Source organism: Streptococcus sp. 27098_8_12 (genome assembly GCF_041432115.1).
Taxonomy (GTDB): Bacteria; Bacillota; Bacilli; order Lactobacillales; family Streptococcaceae; genus Streptococcus; species Streptococcus parasanguinis_V.
In genome coordinates this window covers 86603-103561 of record NZ_JAPVZA010000004.1, presented here as the reverse complement: position 1 = coordinate 103561, position 16959 = coordinate 86603, and the positions used below count along the sequence as shown (strand labels likewise).

Annotated in this window: 13 protein-coding genes; all 13 read left to right on the top strand. The window is 44.0% G+C overall.

The window, feature by feature from the left end; genetic code table 11:
* Nucleotides 1–37: 37 nt before the first annotated feature.
* The 13 genes from O3629_RS02700 (at nucleotide 38) to O3629_RS02640 (ending at nucleotide 16955) form a co-directional block, all read left to right on the top strand.
* The gene (locus tag O3629_RS02700; RefSeq protein WP_371608677.1) at nucleotides 38–2692 is read left to right on the top strand and encodes an SEC10/PgrA surface exclusion domain-containing protein; all 2655 of its coding nucleotides are present in this window, start codon (nucleotides 38–40) and stop codon (nucleotides 2690–2692) included.
* 78 nt (nucleotides 2693–2770) lie between these two features.
* Nucleotides 2771–4093 (top strand): DUF6287 domain-containing protein, encoded by a 1323-nt coding sequence (locus O3629_RS02695; protein WP_371608676.1) that lies wholly within the window; start codon nucleotides 2771–2773, stop codon nucleotides 4091–4093.
* 12 nt (nucleotides 4094–4105) lie between these two features.
* Nucleotides 4106–5374 (top strand): DUF6287 domain-containing protein, encoded by a 1269-nt coding sequence (locus tag O3629_RS02690; RefSeq protein WP_371608675.1) that lies wholly within the window; start codon nucleotides 4106–4108, stop codon nucleotides 5372–5374.
* A gap of 17 nt (nucleotides 5375–5391) precedes the next feature.
* Nucleotides 5392–6129 carry a hypothetical protein gene (locus O3629_RS02685; protein ID WP_371608674.1) on the top strand — a complete coding sequence of 246 codons (738 nt, stop codon included), beginning with the start codon at nucleotides 5392–5394 and terminating at the stop codon, nucleotides 6127–6129.
* Nucleotides 6130–6861: 732 nt separating this feature from the next.
* A complete protein-coding gene (pnp, locus tag O3629_RS02680) occupies nucleotides 6862–9084 on the top strand; it encodes a polyribonucleotide nucleotidyltransferase (protein WP_371608673.1) in 2223 nt (740 codons plus the stop codon).
* Between the two features lie 24 nt (nucleotides 9085–9108).
* The gene (gene cysE / locus O3629_RS02675) at nucleotides 9109–9726 is read left to right on the top strand and encodes a serine O-acetyltransferase (RefSeq protein WP_371608672.1); all 618 of its coding nucleotides are present in this window, start codon (nucleotides 9109–9111) and stop codon (nucleotides 9724–9726) included.
* A 12-nt stretch (nucleotides 9727–9738) separates the two neighbouring features.
* The gene (locus O3629_RS02670; protein WP_371608671.1) at nucleotides 9739–10605 is read left to right on the top strand and encodes a GNAT family N-acetyltransferase; all 867 of its coding nucleotides are present in this window, start codon (nucleotides 9739–9741) and stop codon (nucleotides 10603–10605) included.
* 4 nt (nucleotides 10606–10609) lie between these two features.
* Nucleotides 10610–11374 carry a nucleoside phosphorylase gene (locus O3629_RS02665; protein WP_371608670.1) on the top strand — a complete coding sequence of 255 codons (765 nt, stop codon included), beginning with the start codon at nucleotides 10610–10612 and terminating at the stop codon, nucleotides 11372–11374.
* A gap of 41 nt (nucleotides 11375–11415) precedes the next feature.
* Nucleotides 11416–12759, top strand: coding sequence for a cysteine--tRNA ligase (gene cysS / locus O3629_RS02660; RefSeq protein ID WP_371608669.1), 1344 nt, complete (start codon nucleotides 11416–11418; stop codon nucleotides 12757–12759).
* The gene (locus tag O3629_RS02655) at nucleotides 12752–13150 is read left to right on the top strand and encodes a Mini-ribonuclease 3 (protein WP_003010060.1); all 399 of its coding nucleotides are present in this window, start codon (nucleotides 12752–12754) and stop codon (nucleotides 13148–13150) included. The genes cysS and O3629_RS02655 overlap by 8 nt, the downstream gene beginning before the upstream one ends.
* A complete protein-coding gene (locus tag O3629_RS02650; RefSeq protein WP_371608668.1) occupies nucleotides 13147–14007 on the top strand; it encodes a helix-turn-helix domain-containing protein in 861 nt (286 codons plus the stop codon). The genes O3629_RS02655 and O3629_RS02650 overlap by 4 nt, the downstream gene beginning before the upstream one ends.
* Nucleotides 14008–14131: 124 nt before the next feature.
* Nucleotides 14132–15262: an ABC transporter ATP-binding protein gene (locus O3629_RS02645; RefSeq protein ID WP_003010064.1), complete on the top strand. Its 1131-nt coding sequence runs from the start codon at nucleotides 14132–14134 to the stop codon at nucleotides 15260–15262.
* Between the two features lie 25 nt (nucleotides 15263–15287).
* On the top strand, nucleotides 15288–16955 hold the full coding sequence (locus O3629_RS02640) for an alpha-glucosidase (protein ID WP_155168118.1): 1668 nt from the start codon (nucleotides 15288–15290) through the stop codon (nucleotides 16953–16955).
* The last annotated feature ends 4 nt before the right edge of the window (nucleotides 16956–16959 follow it).

Sequence of the window (16959 nt, the reverse complement as noted above, 5' to 3'; positions counted from 1 at the left end):
AAATATAGGTAGGAAAGTAAATAGAAGGGATATAATTATGAATAAATCAACAAAGAAAAGTATTGCTATCGGTGCTACTATTATTGCTGCAACTGCTGTAACTTCAGTTGTACAAGCTGAGGAAACGACAGTTGCTCAACCGCATACAGAAACACCGGTAACTACTTCAAATATCGATAAGACTGCTGAGGTTACAAAAGAGGTAGTCGATACAGCAAGAGAGAAAGCTGATGAAACGGCTAAACAAGTAACGGAACAAGAAAAGGTTGTCAGTGTGGCAGATCAAAAGGCTAAAGAAGCTGAAGCTGCTGAAGAAACGGCTGCAGCAACCTATGAAAAAACAAAAGAAGTTGCGAAGGAAGCAACCCCTGAAAATATTGCCAAAGCTGAAGAAGCCATTAAAACAAAAGAGGCTGGGGTAAAATCAGCTGAAGAAAGTGTAAAAACGGCTGAAGAAGGTGTGAAATCAGCTGAGACAGCAGAAGCTGAATCAGAAAAAACTTATGAAGAAGCTACTAAAAAAGTAGAAGATGAAAAAGCAAAAGTCGCATCAGCCAAGGAAGAAGTTAAGAAGGCAGAACAAGCTCTAAATGAAACAACATTGACCAGAGCACAAGAAACAGTGACGATTGCGGGGAATAAAGTGAAAGATGCTGAGTCTGTGAATAAAGCAGCTCAAGACGAATTGACTCGCGCAAAAGACTTCGACGCATCTCGTCAAGCTAAAATTGATGAAACAAAATCAGCTCTCGATAAAGAACGCACTGAAAAGAACGTTCCTGCGCTTGAACAAGGTCTCGCTGATGCAAAAGCTAACGTAAAAGCAAAAGAAAAAGCTCTCGCTGAAACAAAAGCTAAAGCAGGTGTCGCTCAATCTGAAGTCGATGAAGCTCAAAAAGCACTTGACGAAGCAAACGCGGCTTATCAAGAAAAAGTTGCTAAATTGCAACAAGACGAAGCTCTCCGTAAAATTGTCATTCCTGCCGAATACGCAAAACATGACATTAAGGATTACGCTTGGTTCATCTCTCATGCAGATGAATTCATGAAATTGCAACCTGAAATTAACTGGGATGCCTACAACAAAACAGCTCTTGGAACAAACAAAGATAAAGTTGACCTTGAAAACCTTACAGCGGCTCAACGTAAAGAAATTGCTGAATTCGTATCTCAAATGTTGAACGACCTTAACCAACAATACTGGTCTCAACGCGAACCGGGTAAAGCACACACACCAATCCAATTAACAGTTGGTGGTCAAGAATTTGCAGACGCTATCGCGCGTGGATACTCTAAGTTCTACGCAGACAACGGCGGAACACCTGACAAATTCAACTTCGCTAAAAACTGGGGTCACCAATACTCAGTTCTCCGTCCGTATAACGCAGCTGAATCCCTCGGTGGACTTTTGCCTGAATGGCACAAAGAAAACATGGGTGGATACAACATGTTGAACTTGAAACAAGACATCGCAAACGTTATTCGTAAAATGATGTTCGCAGATGGTGACCAAGCAAACGGTCATACTAAACACTTGATTTCACTTGAAGGTACAGGTATCGGATTTAGCGTAAGCTCAGGTTCTGTTCACATCTTGTCAACAAACCGTCCAACAAACCAAGACAAAGGTGACTACATCAGCACTGACGCTGAATACAAAGCATCTTTAACATCATCTGTTGAAGCAGAAGAACAAGCGCTTCAAGCAGCTAAAGCTAAGAAAGCAACTGCTGACCAAGTAGTTAAATCTGCTGAGAACGACCTTGCTTCTGCAAAATCAGCTCAAGTCGACGCTCAAACAGCCTTGAACGCGGCTCAAAACGCTATCGCGAAAGCTCAAAACGCATACGACGATGCTCTTGCTGTAAAAGAACAAACGCCTGACGCTCAAGCTAAAGTGAATGAAACAGCAAAAGCTCTTCAAACAGCTAAAGATGAACTCGCAACAGCTAAATCAAATCTTGCAAACTTGCAACAAGTTCGTGCACAACGCGAATCTGAATTGAAAGACGCTAAAGCTAAATTGATTGCTCAAGAAGAAGCTCTTAAAGTAGCTCTCAAATCAGCAATCGATGCCGAAAACGATTTGAAAGCAAAAGGTCTTGCAACAACTGAAGCTAAAGCTCAAGTTGAACGTGCTAAACAAGCTGTTAAATCAGCTGAACAAGCAGTAAAAGAATCAAAAGATTATCTTGAATTGCTTAAGAACGCACCTGTGAAACTTGCCGAAGCTGAAAAAGTATTGACTGAAGCTAAGGCTAAAACAGCTGAAGCTAAAGCAACTCTTGAAACTGAAATTGCAAAACTCGAAGCTTTAAAATTGAAAGCAAAAGCGTCTCAAGAAGATTACAAACGTGTCTTCGAAGCTTACCAAAAACTCGTTCAAGCAAAACAATTGGAAGAAACAATTCGTCGTGAACAAGAACGTATCAAACACGAAAACGAAACTCGTCGCAACGAACCAGTTCGTCATGAATCTACTCAAAACAAAGTAATCAAGACAACTACTCCAACTGCAACAGTAACACCTGGTGCAATCACACCAGCAACACCTCAAGTTAAACAAACTAAACAAGCAAACACTAAAGAATTGCCATCAACTGGTGAATCTACAAGTGCACTTGGACTTATGGGCGTAGCTATGATGGCTCTAGGTCTTGCTGGATTGAAACGCAAACGCGAATCAAAATAAAAATTCTATTTAGGCTGGGGAAACCCAGCCTAAAATGATATAATTTTAAGAAAAAGATTGTTAAATGGGGAATTCTTTATGAAAAAGGTTATGATTTCACTACTGGCGGGTGCGTCCGTTCTATCTTTAGTGGCATGCACGCCCAAACGTTATGAACGCCAAAGCAAGCCAAAGACAGCAACGTCATCATCGGTTAAAAAAGAAAAGAAGGATACAGGTCAGAAGTATTATCAAGAGGTTTTGAAGCGGTATGCTAAGTATGATACAGCTCTTAAAAATGGGGATAAAACAGGCCTATTTGAGGAATTAGGCAAATTACAATCGGGTTCAGAAGAAAATATCTATCTGGATGCCTTGGAACGCTTGGGAACTCCCGTAACTTTCCAATACGCTTTTACAGACTTGAACCAAGATGGTGTGGATGAGCTCTTGGTGTCTAATCAATACACGGGAAACAAACAGTATGTTTCTGCTATCTATTACCTCAAGGGTCAAAAAGCTGAATTGCTCCATACAGCTTATACAGCTGCGGTGGGCGGTTATCGCTCCAGTTTAGATGTTTTTGACAATGGGCAAATCGTCTATGCGACTTGGCAATCTGTGAGCCCAGACCGGGAATTGACCCTTTATTCGCTAGGAAAAGGGGAAGCCAAGGAAGAAAAGAAAGCAACCATTCAAATTGGTGGGGACCAAACGGCAGAACAAGCTCTTGGGATTTCAGCCAAGCAGTTGGACCTCAGTAAGCTGGACTGGAAAACTTTTGAAGGTTCAGGGGATTCCAAATCAGCAGCAAAATCGGAAGAGAAAAAATCGGAAAGCTTCCAAGTACAAGTTAGCGTAGCTGATCTTCGTATTCGAAAAGAACCATCTACTTCAGCTCCATCTGCGGGAATGATCGCAAAAGGAACTCACACCATTACGGAAACCGTAGAGGCGGATGGTCATACCTGGGGCAAATTAGAATCTGGACAAGGCTGGATTGCCCTTGACTATACAACGCGGGTGGATGGTTCTAAATCAGCCAGCTCAAGTAAGAAAAGCAGCGGAATGAACATTCAAGAAACTCAGAACGGTGATTTTTCAAGTATTGCAGGGACCTGGAGAAATGGGAAAGGTTGGACACTGGTGTTTGATGGAGCTGGATCGGCAGATCAGGTTTTCCTGAATGGTGAAAGTATGGTGGTTAATCGAATTCAACCAACGGATAATCACCTTAGTGGAGGTTTCGCCAATCCTAAGTATAAGGTTGGTGGTGCAATTATAAGATTTATTCCGGCAGGAACTTCTCTACCTGTATACGTTGAACAGATAGCAGATCCTTCGGATATCGGAAAAGATCGCATTTGGACAGGTCAATCAGCAGGGTGGGAAGCAAGCGACTTCTTCTACCGTGTGGACTAAAGGGGTGCTACTATGAGAAAACTGATAATTTCATTCCTAACAGGTGCTTCTATTCTTTCTTTAGTTGCCTGTGCTCCCAAACGTTACGAGCGCCAAAGCAAACCGAAAACGGCAAGCTCTTCGTCGGTCAAAAAAGAGAAGAAGGATACAGGTCAGAAGTATTATCAAGAGGTATTAGATCGCTATAAATCTTATGCGGTTGCCATTAATAATAAGGACCAAACAGCTTTACAAAATGAACTAAAGAAGATTGAAGCAACTTCAGAAGAATATGCGTATGTCTTTAACCTTCAAACACTTGGAAGCACCAATGAGTGGCAATATGCTTTTGAAGATCTTAATCGTGATGGTAATGACGAACTGCTGATTGGGGATGGCAAAACGATCGCTGCGGTGTATTATTTGAAAGATAACCAGCCAACCTTGCTCCATGTAGCCTATGTGGCTTCTGCAGGTGGCTATCGCTCTAGTTTAGAAGTTTTTGACAATGGGCAAATCGTTTATGCTACTTGGCAATCCCTTAATCCAGAAATGGAATTAACCCTTTATTCGCTAGGAAAAGGGGAAGCCAAGGAAGAAAAGAAAGCAACCATTCAAATTGGTGGAAAGGAAACAGCAGAGCAGGCTCTTGGGATTTCAGCCAAGAAGTTAGACCTCAGTAAGCTAGACTGGAAAAAATTTGATGGTTCAGGGGATTCCAAATCAACAGCTAAAGCAGAAGAGAAAAAATCAGAAAGCTTCCAAGTACAAGTTACCGTAGCCGATCTTCGTATTCGAAAAGAACCGTCTACTTCAGCTCCCTCAGCAGGAATGATCGCAAAAGGTATTCACACCATCACGGAAACCGTAGATGCGGATGGCCATACCTGGGGCAAATTGGAATCTGGACAAGGCTGGATTGCCCTTGACTATACAACGCGTGTGGATGGAAATGCCGAATCAGCTCCTGCCCCTGCCAAAACAAGCACTGGGATGAATCTGGATGAAATCAAAGCTGGAAATTTCTCAAGTGTAGCGGGAGTTTGGAAAAATAAGTACGGTACGAGCATTGAGTTTGATGCGCAAGGAATTGTGAAGGTCAATGGTAGTGCTGTTAATGGTGTTCAATTTTCTGGTTTTTACTTCAAGGAGGGTAATCTACACGGAGTTAGTCGGATGCCTGGGGCAACGAATGAAACGCCTATTCTTTTCATTCCTTCAAGAGAAGGTGGCAGTGAATCCATTTACTGGAGTAAGAGTGATGCTACGAATGGGAACGATTTGTACTACCGTGTGAACTAAAAAATAAGGATACAAACATGAAAAAAATTGGAACATATTTACTAGCTGCAGCCCTCTTGCTTTCCCTAGCAGCCTGCGCCCCAAAACGCTATGAGCGTAAGCACAGTCCAGTAGGAGCTTCATCGGTCAAAAAATCATCTGACAAGGCGCAAGAAAAAGAACAGTCAGAAGAAGCTAAGTCAGATGAGCATGATAAAGAAGCCATTGGGACCTTGTCAAAAGCGGACCAAGCGGATATCTACTCGATCATTGAAAACAGTGCGTCTTTGACCTATTCACTTCAGGTGCAACCGACTCGCTTGCTAGAGTTGAACAATGATCACGGTGCGGTTGATGGTTACCCGCAAGACATGTTCATTGATTACTACAATACCTACACGCCGGGAACCTATAATCTGCAAGATGTCATTGATAAATTGAATGCAGAAGAGACATCGGACTCTATCCGCAGTCTGTCACAAGACAAGCTGATCCAACTGACAAACGAAAAGAAGGACGGCTGGCTCTATTCGACAAAAGACAAGGCCTTCTACGAAATTGTACCTGGTGGTCGTGGAGGAGCGATGCCACCGATGGAAATCCCTTCACCGGATGAATGGGTAGTCAATGAAGATTCAGTTGAAGTGACAACGACTATCCAAGGAACTTCCGACCCATACAGACGTTTTGTCTTGAAACGTAACAACAAGAACTACAAGGGTGGAACCCACAAAACACGCTTTTATGTTGACAGTACAGAATTCGTGAAATCGTAAAAATAATCAAAAGCTATATCCAGCTCTAAAATTTTTATATAGAACTTGCTGAAGATTCACAGAAAAAGGCCCTCAAAGCCTTTTTCTTTTGGGCTTGAATATGTTAAAATAAAAGGTATACGTGCTTGGATACAAAGATGAGGATATAACAGATAGATGGGCTGTCGAAATTCCTATCTCGTTGAGATGGGTGGCCTTGGTATCTTGAGTAATTGAATTTTGGCCTCATTTCTTAGGAAAAAAGATAAGCTTCCTAGCACTCATCGAGTGCGGCGTCACCTTCCTATTTTTCTACAGAAATGTTCGGCAAGCCGAACCGTCCAAAATATCTTGAGAATTGAACCCGCCTACAACTCTGTGGAAAAAGATAAATCTACCTAGGAGCGTTCGCTCCGTCGTTCGATTTCCTATTTTCCTTTGAGTTGCTTAACGGCTTAGTATCTTGATAGTTGAACACGGGCTAAATCCCTAGTGAAAAAGATAGATTTCCTGGTGTGCGTGGCACACTGCGTCAATCTCCTATTTTCATACGGGATTCTACACGCCCTTTGTATCCTGATGAACTGAATTTTGGCCTCATTTCTTAGGAAAAAAGATAAGTTTCCTAGCACTCATCGAGTGCGGCGTCACCTTCCTATTTTTCTACAGAAATGTTCGGCAAGCCGAACCGTCCAAAATATCTTGATCTTTGTAGGCAAGTCGTATAATTTTATCAATCCAAAGGGGATTACAATGACAAAACAAGTGTTTCAAACGACTTTTGCGGGTCGTGAGTTAATCGTAGAGACTGGCCAGGTTGCCAAGCAAGCAAATGGCGCTGTTGTCGTGCGTTATGGTGAGTCAACTGTCTTGACGGCTGCTGTCATGTCTAAGAAGATGGCAACTGGGGATTTCTTCCCACTTCAAGTCAACTACGAAGAAAAAATGTATGCGGCTGGGAAATTTCCTGGCGGCTTTATGAAACGGGAAGGACGTCCTTCTACTGATGCGACTTTGACAGCTCGTTTGATTGACCGTCCAATCCGTCCAATGTTTGCGGAAGGCTTCCGTAACGAAGTGCAGGTGATTAACACAGTCCTTTCTTACGATGAAAATGCATCTGCACCAATGGCAGCGATGTTTGGTTCATCCTTGGCCTTGTCTATCTCAGATATTCCATTTGACGGACCAATCGCTGGAGTACAAGTAGGTTATGTCGATGGGGAGATCGTCATCAACCCAACGCAAGAACAAGCTGAGCGCTCGCTTCTTGAATTGACAGTAGCTGGTACCAAACACGCTATCAACATGGTAGAGTCTGGCGCTAAAGAATTGTCAGAAGAAATCATGTTGGAAGCTCTTCTGAAAGGGCACGAAGCTGTTAAAGAATTGATTGCCTTCCAAGAAGAAATCGTAGCAGCAGTTGGGAAAGAAAAAGCAGAAGTAGAATTGCTTCACGTGGACGCTGAATTGCAGGCTGAAATCATTGCAGCCTACAACAGTGACCTCCAAAAAGCAGTCCAAGTAGAAGAAAAATTAGCTCGTGAAGCTGCGACTCAAGCGGTTAAAGACCAAGTGACAGCCGTTTACGAAGAAAAATATGCAGACCACGAAGAATTTGACCGCATCATGCGGGATGTGGCTGAAATCTTGGAACAAATGGAACACGCAGAAGTGCGCCGTTTGATCACAGAAGACAAGGTACGTCCTGACGGTCGTAAGGTTGATGAAATCCGTCTTTTGGATGCACAAGTCGACTACCTTCCCCGCGTACATGGTTCAGGCCTCTTTACTCGTGGACAAACGCAAGCCCTTTCTGTTTTGACCTTGGCACCAATGGGTGAAACGCAAATCATCGATGGTTTGGATCCAGAGTACAAGAAACGCTTTATGCACCACTATAACTTCCCACAATACTCTGTAGGGGAAACTGGACGTTACGGTGCACCTGGTCGTCGTGAAATTGGTCACGGTGCTCTTGGGGAGCGTGCTCTTGCTCAAGTCTTGCCAAGCTTGGAAGAATTCCCATATGCCATCCGTTTGGTAGCAGAAGTTTTGGAATCAAACGGTTCTTCATCTCAAGCCTCTATCTGTGCGGGAACACTTGCCCTTATGGCGGGTGGTGTGCCAATCAAGGCGCCAGTAGCAGGTATTGCAATGGGTCTCATTTCTGATGGAAATAACTATACAGTATTGACAGATATCCAAGGTTTGGAAGACCACTTTGGCGACATGGACTTCAAGGTCGCAGGTACGCGTGACGGGATTACAGCCCTTCAGATGGATATCAAGATCCAAGGGATTACTGCAGAAATCTTGACGGAGGCTCTTGCCCAAGCCAAGAAAGCTCGTTTTGAAATCCTTGATGTGATCGAAGCAACCATTCCAGAAGTTCGTCCAGAATTGGCTCCAACTGCTCCGAAAATTGATACCATCAAGATTGATGTGGACAAGATCAAGATTGTCATCGGTAAGGGTGGAGAAACCATCGACAAGATCATCGCTGAAACAGGCGTTAAGATTGACATCGACGAAGAAGGTAACGTATCTATCTACTCTAGCGACCAAGATGCCATCAACCGTGCTAAGGAAATCATTGCTGGTTTGGTTCGTGAAGCGAAAGTGGACGAAGTCTACCATGCCAAAGTGGTTCGGATCGAGAAATTTGGTGCTTTTGTCAACCTCTTTGACAAGACGGATGCCCTCGTTCATATCTCTGAAATGGCTTGGACGCGCACCAACCGTGTCGAAGACTTGGTAGCCATCGGTGATGAAGTCGATGTGAAAATTATCAAGATTGACGAAAAAGGTCGTGTCGATGCTTCTATGAAAGCTCTTCTCCCTCGTCCGCCAAAAGCAGAAAACAGCGAGGAAAAAGGTGAAAAAACTCATCGCCATGGCGATCGTCCTCGTCACCACAATAAAGACCACAAACCTAAAAAAGACTTTACTATTACACAAAAAGATTCAGAATAATCATTAGAAAAGGAGGAGCACGGTATGGGATGGTGGCGTGAAACCATCGATATTGTAAAAGAAAATGACCCAGCAGCGCGTACCTCGCTGGAGGTCCTTTTGACCTATCCGGGCGTCAAAGCACTGGCAGCTCACCGTGTTTCCCACTTTTTGTGGAACCATGGCTTTAAGCTCTTGGCGCGGATGCATAGTCAATTTTGGCGTTTTTGGACTCAGATTGAGATCCATCCAGGTGCGACCATTGCTTCTGGTGTCTTTATCGACCATGGAGCGGGCCTCGTTATCGGGGAAACGGCCATTGTTGAAAAAGGCGTTATGCTCTACCACGGGGTGACCCTTGGGGGAACAGGGAAGGATGTCGGTAAACGCCATCCAACGGTTCGTGAAGGAGCCTTGGTCTCCGCTCATGCTCAGGTCATCGGTCCGATTGAGATTGGGGCCAAGGCCAAAGTAGGAGCGGGAGCGGTCGTCGTCTCCGATGTACCGAGTGATGTGACCGTTGTCGGAGTCCCTGCTAAAATTGTTCGTGTTCACGGTAAGAAGGATGAGCCAGTCATTCACCAAGAAGAAGAAAAACGCGAATACTATGTGAATAAGATGGAGCATGCTAAGGAAGCCAGTCATCGGTCTTCTAGCTTGTAAGGAGATCGCTACGTGATTCAAGCAACCAATACATTGACTGACCACCAACTACTGGAAGCAAAGGCCCTTATTGCCATCTGTCAGAAGGATGACGGAACGTTTCGGGATCCTTATCTCTCCAATATGCTCAATTTTGATCCCGATATGCCCGCCTTTTTCCTTTATTATGAAAAAGGTGAACTTGTTGGCCTATTAACCGTTTATGCAGATGACCCAGATGTGGAAGTAGCGATTCTGGTTCACCCCAATCATCGTCGTCAAGGCATTGCGCGGGCTTTGTATAGAAGTTTTGAGACAGAAACGGCATCTTATCCCATTGAGTCTGTGACTTTTCAGACAGAGCGTGTTTTTCTAGAGCGCCATCCTGAGTTTGCCAGCAATTGGGGACTGGTCGAGGATGAAGAGACAGAAACCTGGTTAGGACGTGATCGAACTCCATATGAACTGGATCCTCGTTCAGATGTAGAAGTACGCTTGGCAGAGCCTTCTTATCTTGAAGCCATTGCCAGGCTCCATCATCAAACGTTTTCAGATGAAATGGAATCACCGGAATTAAGCCAAAGATACATTTCTGAGGCCTTGAAGGATCCCGACAGCCTACTTTATATTTTACTCAAGGATGGTCAAGTCATTGGAGTTTGTACTGTCGATGTATCTGGAACTAGCAACTACCTCTATGGACTTGCAGTAGTAGAAGATTATCGTGGCAAAGGTTATGGGAGCTACCTGGTAAAATGCCTTGTCAACCAACTCATTGAGCAAAATGACAAGTTCTTTCAGATTGCCGTGGAAGACAGCAATGTAGGTGCCAAACGTTTGTATGAAAAGATTGGCTTTGTCAAACAGACTCAGGTTGTTTATCTAAATAGGAAAGAGTGAATAAATGTTACTAGAAGAATTTGAAAATGTACCTGCTGTTATCGAGCCAACTGATCGAAGCCTTCTTAGTAGTGGAGAAATCTGTGATACTATTATTTTATCTTTTAATGGAGAAATTGTTGAACGAGTAAAGCAGATAGACGGAGTTTATGAAGGTGGCTATCTTACCAACCTAAATGGCAAATTTCCATGGTATATCTATGAAGTAGATGGACTTAAACTTGCAGTTGCTATGGCTACTATTGGAGCTCCAATGGTTGTGGGGTTCTTAGAAGAACTCAAAGCGAGAGGCTTTAAGAACTTTATCGTTTTGGGCTCTTGCGGAGTTCTAGATCAGTCTATTCAAGCAGATAAAATTATTATACCAAGTTCAGCTTTACGTGATGAAGGTACTAGTTATCACTATGCTCCAACAAGTGATGAGATTTCTTATGATGAAGCCCTTCTCTCAACTCTGGAGAACGCTTTGAACAAAGCTGGTATTGAGCACATTCGGACCAAAGCTTGGACGACAGATGCCTTCTATCGTGAAACAGCTGCTAAGGTTAAACGAAGACTTGCAGCAGGAGCGAAAGTTGTAGATATGGAAGCTTCGGCTATCATGGCTTGGGCTCAATATCGACAAGCCAAGGTCTATCAATTTTTCTACACGGCTGACTATGTGGATCATCACAATCATGAATGGGATGCTAGACGTGAAGATAGAAAAGCAGATGCTATGACTTTCTTTAAGATTGCTGTCGATATTGCGTTAGAGTTGGAAAAATGAGAATATAGATTCAAAAGCTAGAAACAGAAAGGAAATGAAGCGTGTTAAAAATTTATGATACCATGTCTCGTGATTTGCGAGAATTTGTCCCCATCGAGGAAGGGAAGGTCCGCATGTATGTTTGTGGGCCAACGGTTTACAACTATATCCACGTTGGGAATGCCCGTTCAACGGTAGCCTTTGACACGATTCGTCGCTACTTTGAGTATCGTGGCTACGAAGTTGCCTATATTTCCAACTTTACCGATGTGGATGATAAGATCATCAACCGTGCCAAGGAAGAAGGCATTACTCCTCAGGAAGTGGCGGATAAGTACATCGCGGCCTTTCGTGAAGATGTGACGGCTCTTGGGGTCAAGCCTGCAACCCGTCATCCTCGTGTGGTTGAGTTTATGGATGACATCATTCGCTTTGTTACCGACTTGATCGAAAAAGGCTATGCCTACGAGAGCCAAGGCGATGTCTATTTCCGTGTGGAAAAATCTCACAACTATGCTAAGTTAGCCAATAAAACTTTGGAAGACCTAGAGCTAGGAGCTTCTGGTCGGACAGATGAGGAAACAGCTCGCAAGGAAAATCCAGTCGATTTTGCCCTCTGGAAAGCTGCCAAACCAGGAGAGATTTCTTGGGACAGCCCTTGGGGACCTGGTCGTCCTGGCTGGCACATTGAGTGTTCGGTCATGTCAACGGGGATTTTAGGCGATACCATAGATATCCATGGTGGTGGAGCTGACCTTGAGTTTCCGCACCATACCAATGAAATTGCCCAGTCAGAGGCTAAAACTGGTCAAACCTTTGCCAACTACTGGATGCACAATGGCTTTGTCAATATTGACAATGTCAAGATGTCCAAGTCTTTGGGCAACTTTATCACTGTGCATGATGCTTTGAAGACGATCGATGGTCAAGTGCTTCGTTTCTTCTTTGCGACCCAACACTACCGCAAGCCGATTAACTTCACAGAAAAAGCTGTCCGCGATGCGGAGACCAACCTCAAGTATTTGAAAAATACCTATGAGCAACCGTTCACAGGAGAAGTGGATCCAGCAGACTTACAAAGCTTTGTGGACAAGTTTATCGCGGCTATGGATGAAGATATCAATGCGGCAAACGGCATCACTGTCGTCTTTGAATTGGCTAAATGGATCAATTCAGGTCACTACAATCAAGACGTCAAAGATGCCTTGACCAAGATGTTAGAAGTCTTTGGAGTGGTCTTTGTCGAAGAAGTCTTGGATGCAGATATTGAAGCCTTGATCGCTGAACGTCAGGAAGCGCGGGCTAAGAAAGATTTTGCGCGAGCAGATGCCATTCGTGATGAATTGGCTGCGCAAGGAATCAAGCTCTTGGATACAAAAGAAGGTGTAAGGTGGACACGTGATTGATGTCAATCTAATCAATGGGATTGCCCTTGCCTTTGAGGGAGATGCGGTCTATTCCATGTATATTCGCAGACACCTGATTTTTCAAGGGATGACCAAGCCCAATAAGCTTCACCAGACTGCAACCCGCTACGTCTCTGCTAGAGCTCAGGCTAGCTTGATCGAAAGCATGCTGGAGCAAGAAATTCTGACGGAAAAAGAGTTGGAGATCTACAAGCGCGGTCGCAATACCAATAGCCATACCAAGGCCAAAAATGCGGATGTCGTGACTTATCGTATGTCGACAGGCTTTGAAGCCGTCATGGGCTATCTTCATATGACGGGTGAGCTTGCTCGTTTAGAAGAATTGATCAACTGGTGCATCCAGCAAGTAGAAGAAGGAAGAAAGCAGTGAAAAATATCAGAGAGTGGTTTCCTCATGCAGAGGTGACGGATCAAGCCCATCCACCAGCTGGTTATGTAGCGATACCCCTTCAGGTTCATCAATGGTTGCTACTGAAGGAAGAAGAGCTAACCGAGCGAGAAAAACAATTGATTTCCTGGTTGGGCGGTGAAGAAGAGGTTGCCCCCAATCCTTGGTACCAATACCTGATCGATGGAAAGGGAGAAGCCCCTCAGGTCATCAAAAAAATGCAGCTTGTCTATTGCCACCTCTCGCACTCAACAGCGGAAGGGATGGCTTCTTGGTTAGAGATGATGCAGACACTCTTGCCCAACTTCCGAGCAACCTTGCAACTGAGTGGACAGGACTACGTGCTCATTCTGGACCAAGACCAGTCTTTGCCTGTGGCCGATATCTTAAAAGATACTGTCTCTGCCATGGAATATGACTTTACTATTCGCTTATCCATTATGGTCGGGCAGGTATGGACAGAGTCGAAAGATGGAAAATTGTCTCCTGTCATCCGAGCAGAATGGGCAGCCTTTAGAGCCTGGATCCGAGAAGGGCATCAAGGCGTCTATCGCTTTTCTCAACTCTATCTGTGGGGGATCGAGCAGGCAGGTCTGGATCTTACCCCGATCAAAGAACGCTTACATCAGTTGATTGAAAGTCAAGATCAATTGCAAGACATCATTGTCGCTCTTTGGGAAAATGGGGCAGTCGTGACCAAGGCGGCCCAGCAACTCTATCTCCATCGCAATTCCCTTCAATACAAGATTGACAAATGGGAAGAGCTAACGGGTCTCCAGTTGAAAAATCTGACAGATCTGGCTCTTTGCTACCATTTAGTCTTGCAAGATGTCATTTAAACGGAATCAATCGAGAGTTTTGTGCAACTTGCACAAAACTCTTTTTCTTTTTTGTGAGACTTGCCATAGATTTGTAAAACGTTTTCATTTACAATAGAACTATAAAAATCAAAGGAGTACCATCATGGTAGAATTGAATCTTAGTCACATTTATAAAAAATATCCAAACAGCGAACATTACTCAGTTGAAGACTTCAACTTGGACATCAAAGACAAAGAGTTTATCGTTTTCGTAGGTCCTTCAGGATGTGGTAAATCAACGACTCTTCGTATGATCGCTGGTCTTGAAGACATCACAGAAGGTGAATGTTCAATCGATGGCACTGTTGTAAACAACGTGGCACCTAAAGACCGTGATATTGCCATGGTATTCCAAAACTACGCTCTTTACCCACACATGACTGTGTACGATAACATGGCATTTGGTTTGAAATTGCGTAAATACAGCAAGGAAGATATCGACAAACGTGTACAAGAAGCAGCTGAAATCCTTGGCTTGAAAGAATTCTTGGATCGTAAACCAGCTGACCTTTCTGGTGGTCAACGTCAACGTGTGGCTATGGGACGTGCGATTGTCCGTGATGCAAAAGTATTCTTGATGGACGAACCTTTGTCAAACTTGGATGCGAAACTTCGTGTATCAATGCGTGCTGAAATCGCGAAAATCCACCGTCGTATCGGAGCTACAACCATCTACGTAACTCACGACCAAACAGAAGCGATGACACTTGCTGACCGTATCGTTATCATGTCTGCTACTAAAAACCCAGCTGGTACAGGTACTATCGGACGTGTAGAACAAATCGGTACTCCGCAAGAAGTGTATAAGAACCCTGTGAATAAATTCGTAGCTGGATTCATCGGAAGCCCTGCTATGAACTTCATTAACGTGAAATTGGAAGGTGGACACATCGTTGCCAATGGATTGAACTTGAAAGTTCCAGAAGGTGCTTTGAAAGTCTTGAAAGAAAAAGGCTATGATGGTAAAGAATTGATCTTTGGTATCCGTCCAGAAGACGTGAATACAGAAGCTGCTTTCCTTGAAACATTCCCAGAATCAGTCGTGAAAGCAACCATCTCTGTATCTGAGTTGCTTGGTTCAGAATCTCACTTGTACTGCCAAGTTGGTGACAACGAATTCATCGCTAAAGTAGATGCACGTGACTACCTTGGAACTGGTGAAACCATCGAACTTGGATTTGACTTGAACAAAGCTCACTTCTTCGACAAAGAAACTGAAAAAACAGTATACTAATACCTACTGATTAAGGAGACAAAACATGGAAAAAGACTGGTGGAAGGGGAAGGTCGCTTATCAGATCTACCCAAAAAGCTTCAAAGACAGCAATGGAGATGGTGTTGGGGACTTAAAAGGGATCACGGAGAAACTCGATTACCTTCAAGACTTGGGGATTGATATCCTCTGGTTATCGCCTATTTACAAGAGTCCGTTTATTGACCAGGGCTATGATATTTCTGACTATTATGCCATTGATCCTATTTTTGGAACGATGGAAGATATGGAGGAGCTGATTGCGGAAGGTAAGAAACGGGGCATTTCCATCATCATGGACTTGGTGGTCAACCACTGCTCCAGTCATCACGAGTGGTTCCAAAAAGCTCTAGCGGATCCAGATGGTCCTTATGCGGATTACTTTTATTTCATCGAAAGTGACAAGGAACCCAACAACTGGGAAAGTTACTTTGGAGGCAGTGTCTGGGAACCCGTTCCTGGCACCAACAAATACTATCTCCATTCTTACCACAAGGATCAGCCGGATCTCAATTGGCAAAATCCTGTCTTACGCGAAGAGATTTATAAGATGATCAATTGGTGGTTGGACAAGGGAATTGCAGGCTTCCGGATCGACGCTATTATCAATATCAAAAAGGATTTAGAATGGCGTTCGCTTCCATCCGATCGTGACAATGGCCTGGTCCCAGTGCTGGAATCGCTGGTCAATGCCCAACCGATTGAACCTTTCTTGCAAGAGTTAAAAGAGCGTACTTTCGCCAAGTACAACGCCTTCACAGTAGGGGAAGTTTTCAATGAAACTGACGAAGAGTTGCATTTCTTCATTGGAAAAGACGGTGTCTTCTCTTCCATCTTTGACTTCAAACAAACCATGCTGGGTCAGGAAGGAAAAGGCTGGTTCGACCATGCTCTTCCGACAGCGGATGAACTCAAGGAAAGTATTTTCCAAGCGTATGAGCGCGCAGATAGTATTGGAGTTCTCTCGACCATCATTGAAAACCACGACGAACCTCGTGGAGTGTCCCATTATATCGCGGAAGGTCAAGTCAACGACACGAGTAAAAAAGCTCTGGGAACTATTCAAATCTTGCGTAAGGGAATTCCTTTTATCTATCAAGGCCAAGAAATTGGAATGGAAAACCAAGTCTTTGAATCAGTGGAGGACTTTGATGATATCGCGACCATCAATGGCTACCACGTCGCTAAAGAAGCTGGTTTGAGCGAGGAAGAAGCCTTAGCAGCGATTGCCAAATACAGCCGGGACAATGCGCGGACACCCATGCAGTGGACAAAAGAGCCAGGTCTGGGCTTTAGCGATGGGTCAGCCTGGTTGATCAGTCCCAAACCAAATGTTGCCATCAATGTGGAAGATCAGGAAAAGGATCCAAATTCCATCTTGAATTATTACCGGCAGCTGACGGCCTTGTATCGCCATCCCCTCTATGGAAATACTATCCGATTTGGAGATATGATCCCAGCGTATCGGGACCGTGAAAACATCATCGCCTTTGAACGCCGTGGGGACAAACGTCTCTTGGTTGTCAGCAATTTCCAAAATCGCCAGGCTAGCTTGGAGTTGCCAGCTCCGATTAAAACAGTCGTTTTAAATAATACAGCAGGATTATTCCAAGAAGGAGACCAGGTGCTCGAATTGACCCCTTACCAAACGGTTGTGTTGGAATTAGTAGAATAGAAAG

Coding starts and splice junctions, on each gene's coding strand:
- O3629_RS02695 (WP_371608676.1), top strand. CDS start 2,771: ATGAAAAAGGTTATGATTTCACTACTGGCGGGTGCGTCCGTTCTATCT.
- pnp (WP_371608673.1), top strand. CDS start 6,862: ATGACAAAACAAGTGTTTCAAACGACTTTTGCGGGTCGTGAGTTAATC.
- O3629_RS02645 (WP_003010064.1), top strand. CDS start 14,132: ATGGTAGAATTGAATCTTAGTCACATTTATAAAAAATATCCAAACAGC.
- cysE (WP_371608672.1), top strand. CDS start 9,109: ATGGGATGGTGGCGTGAAACCATCGATATTGTAAAAGAAAATGACCCA.
- O3629_RS02685 (WP_371608674.1), top strand. CDS start 5,392: ATGAAAAAAATTGGAACATATTTACTAGCTGCAGCCCTCTTGCTTTCC.
- O3629_RS02665 (WP_371608670.1), top strand. CDS start 10,610: ATGTTACTAGAAGAATTTGAAAATGTACCTGCTGTTATCGAGCCAACT.
- O3629_RS02640 (WP_155168118.1), top strand. CDS start 15,288: ATGGAAAAAGACTGGTGGAAGGGGAAGGTCGCTTATCAGATCTACCCA.
- O3629_RS02700 (WP_371608677.1), top strand. CDS start 38: ATGAATAAATCAACAAAGAAAAGTATTGCTATCGGTGCTACTATTATT.
- O3629_RS02690 (WP_371608675.1), top strand. CDS start 4,106: ATGAGAAAACTGATAATTTCATTCCTAACAGGTGCTTCTATTCTTTCT.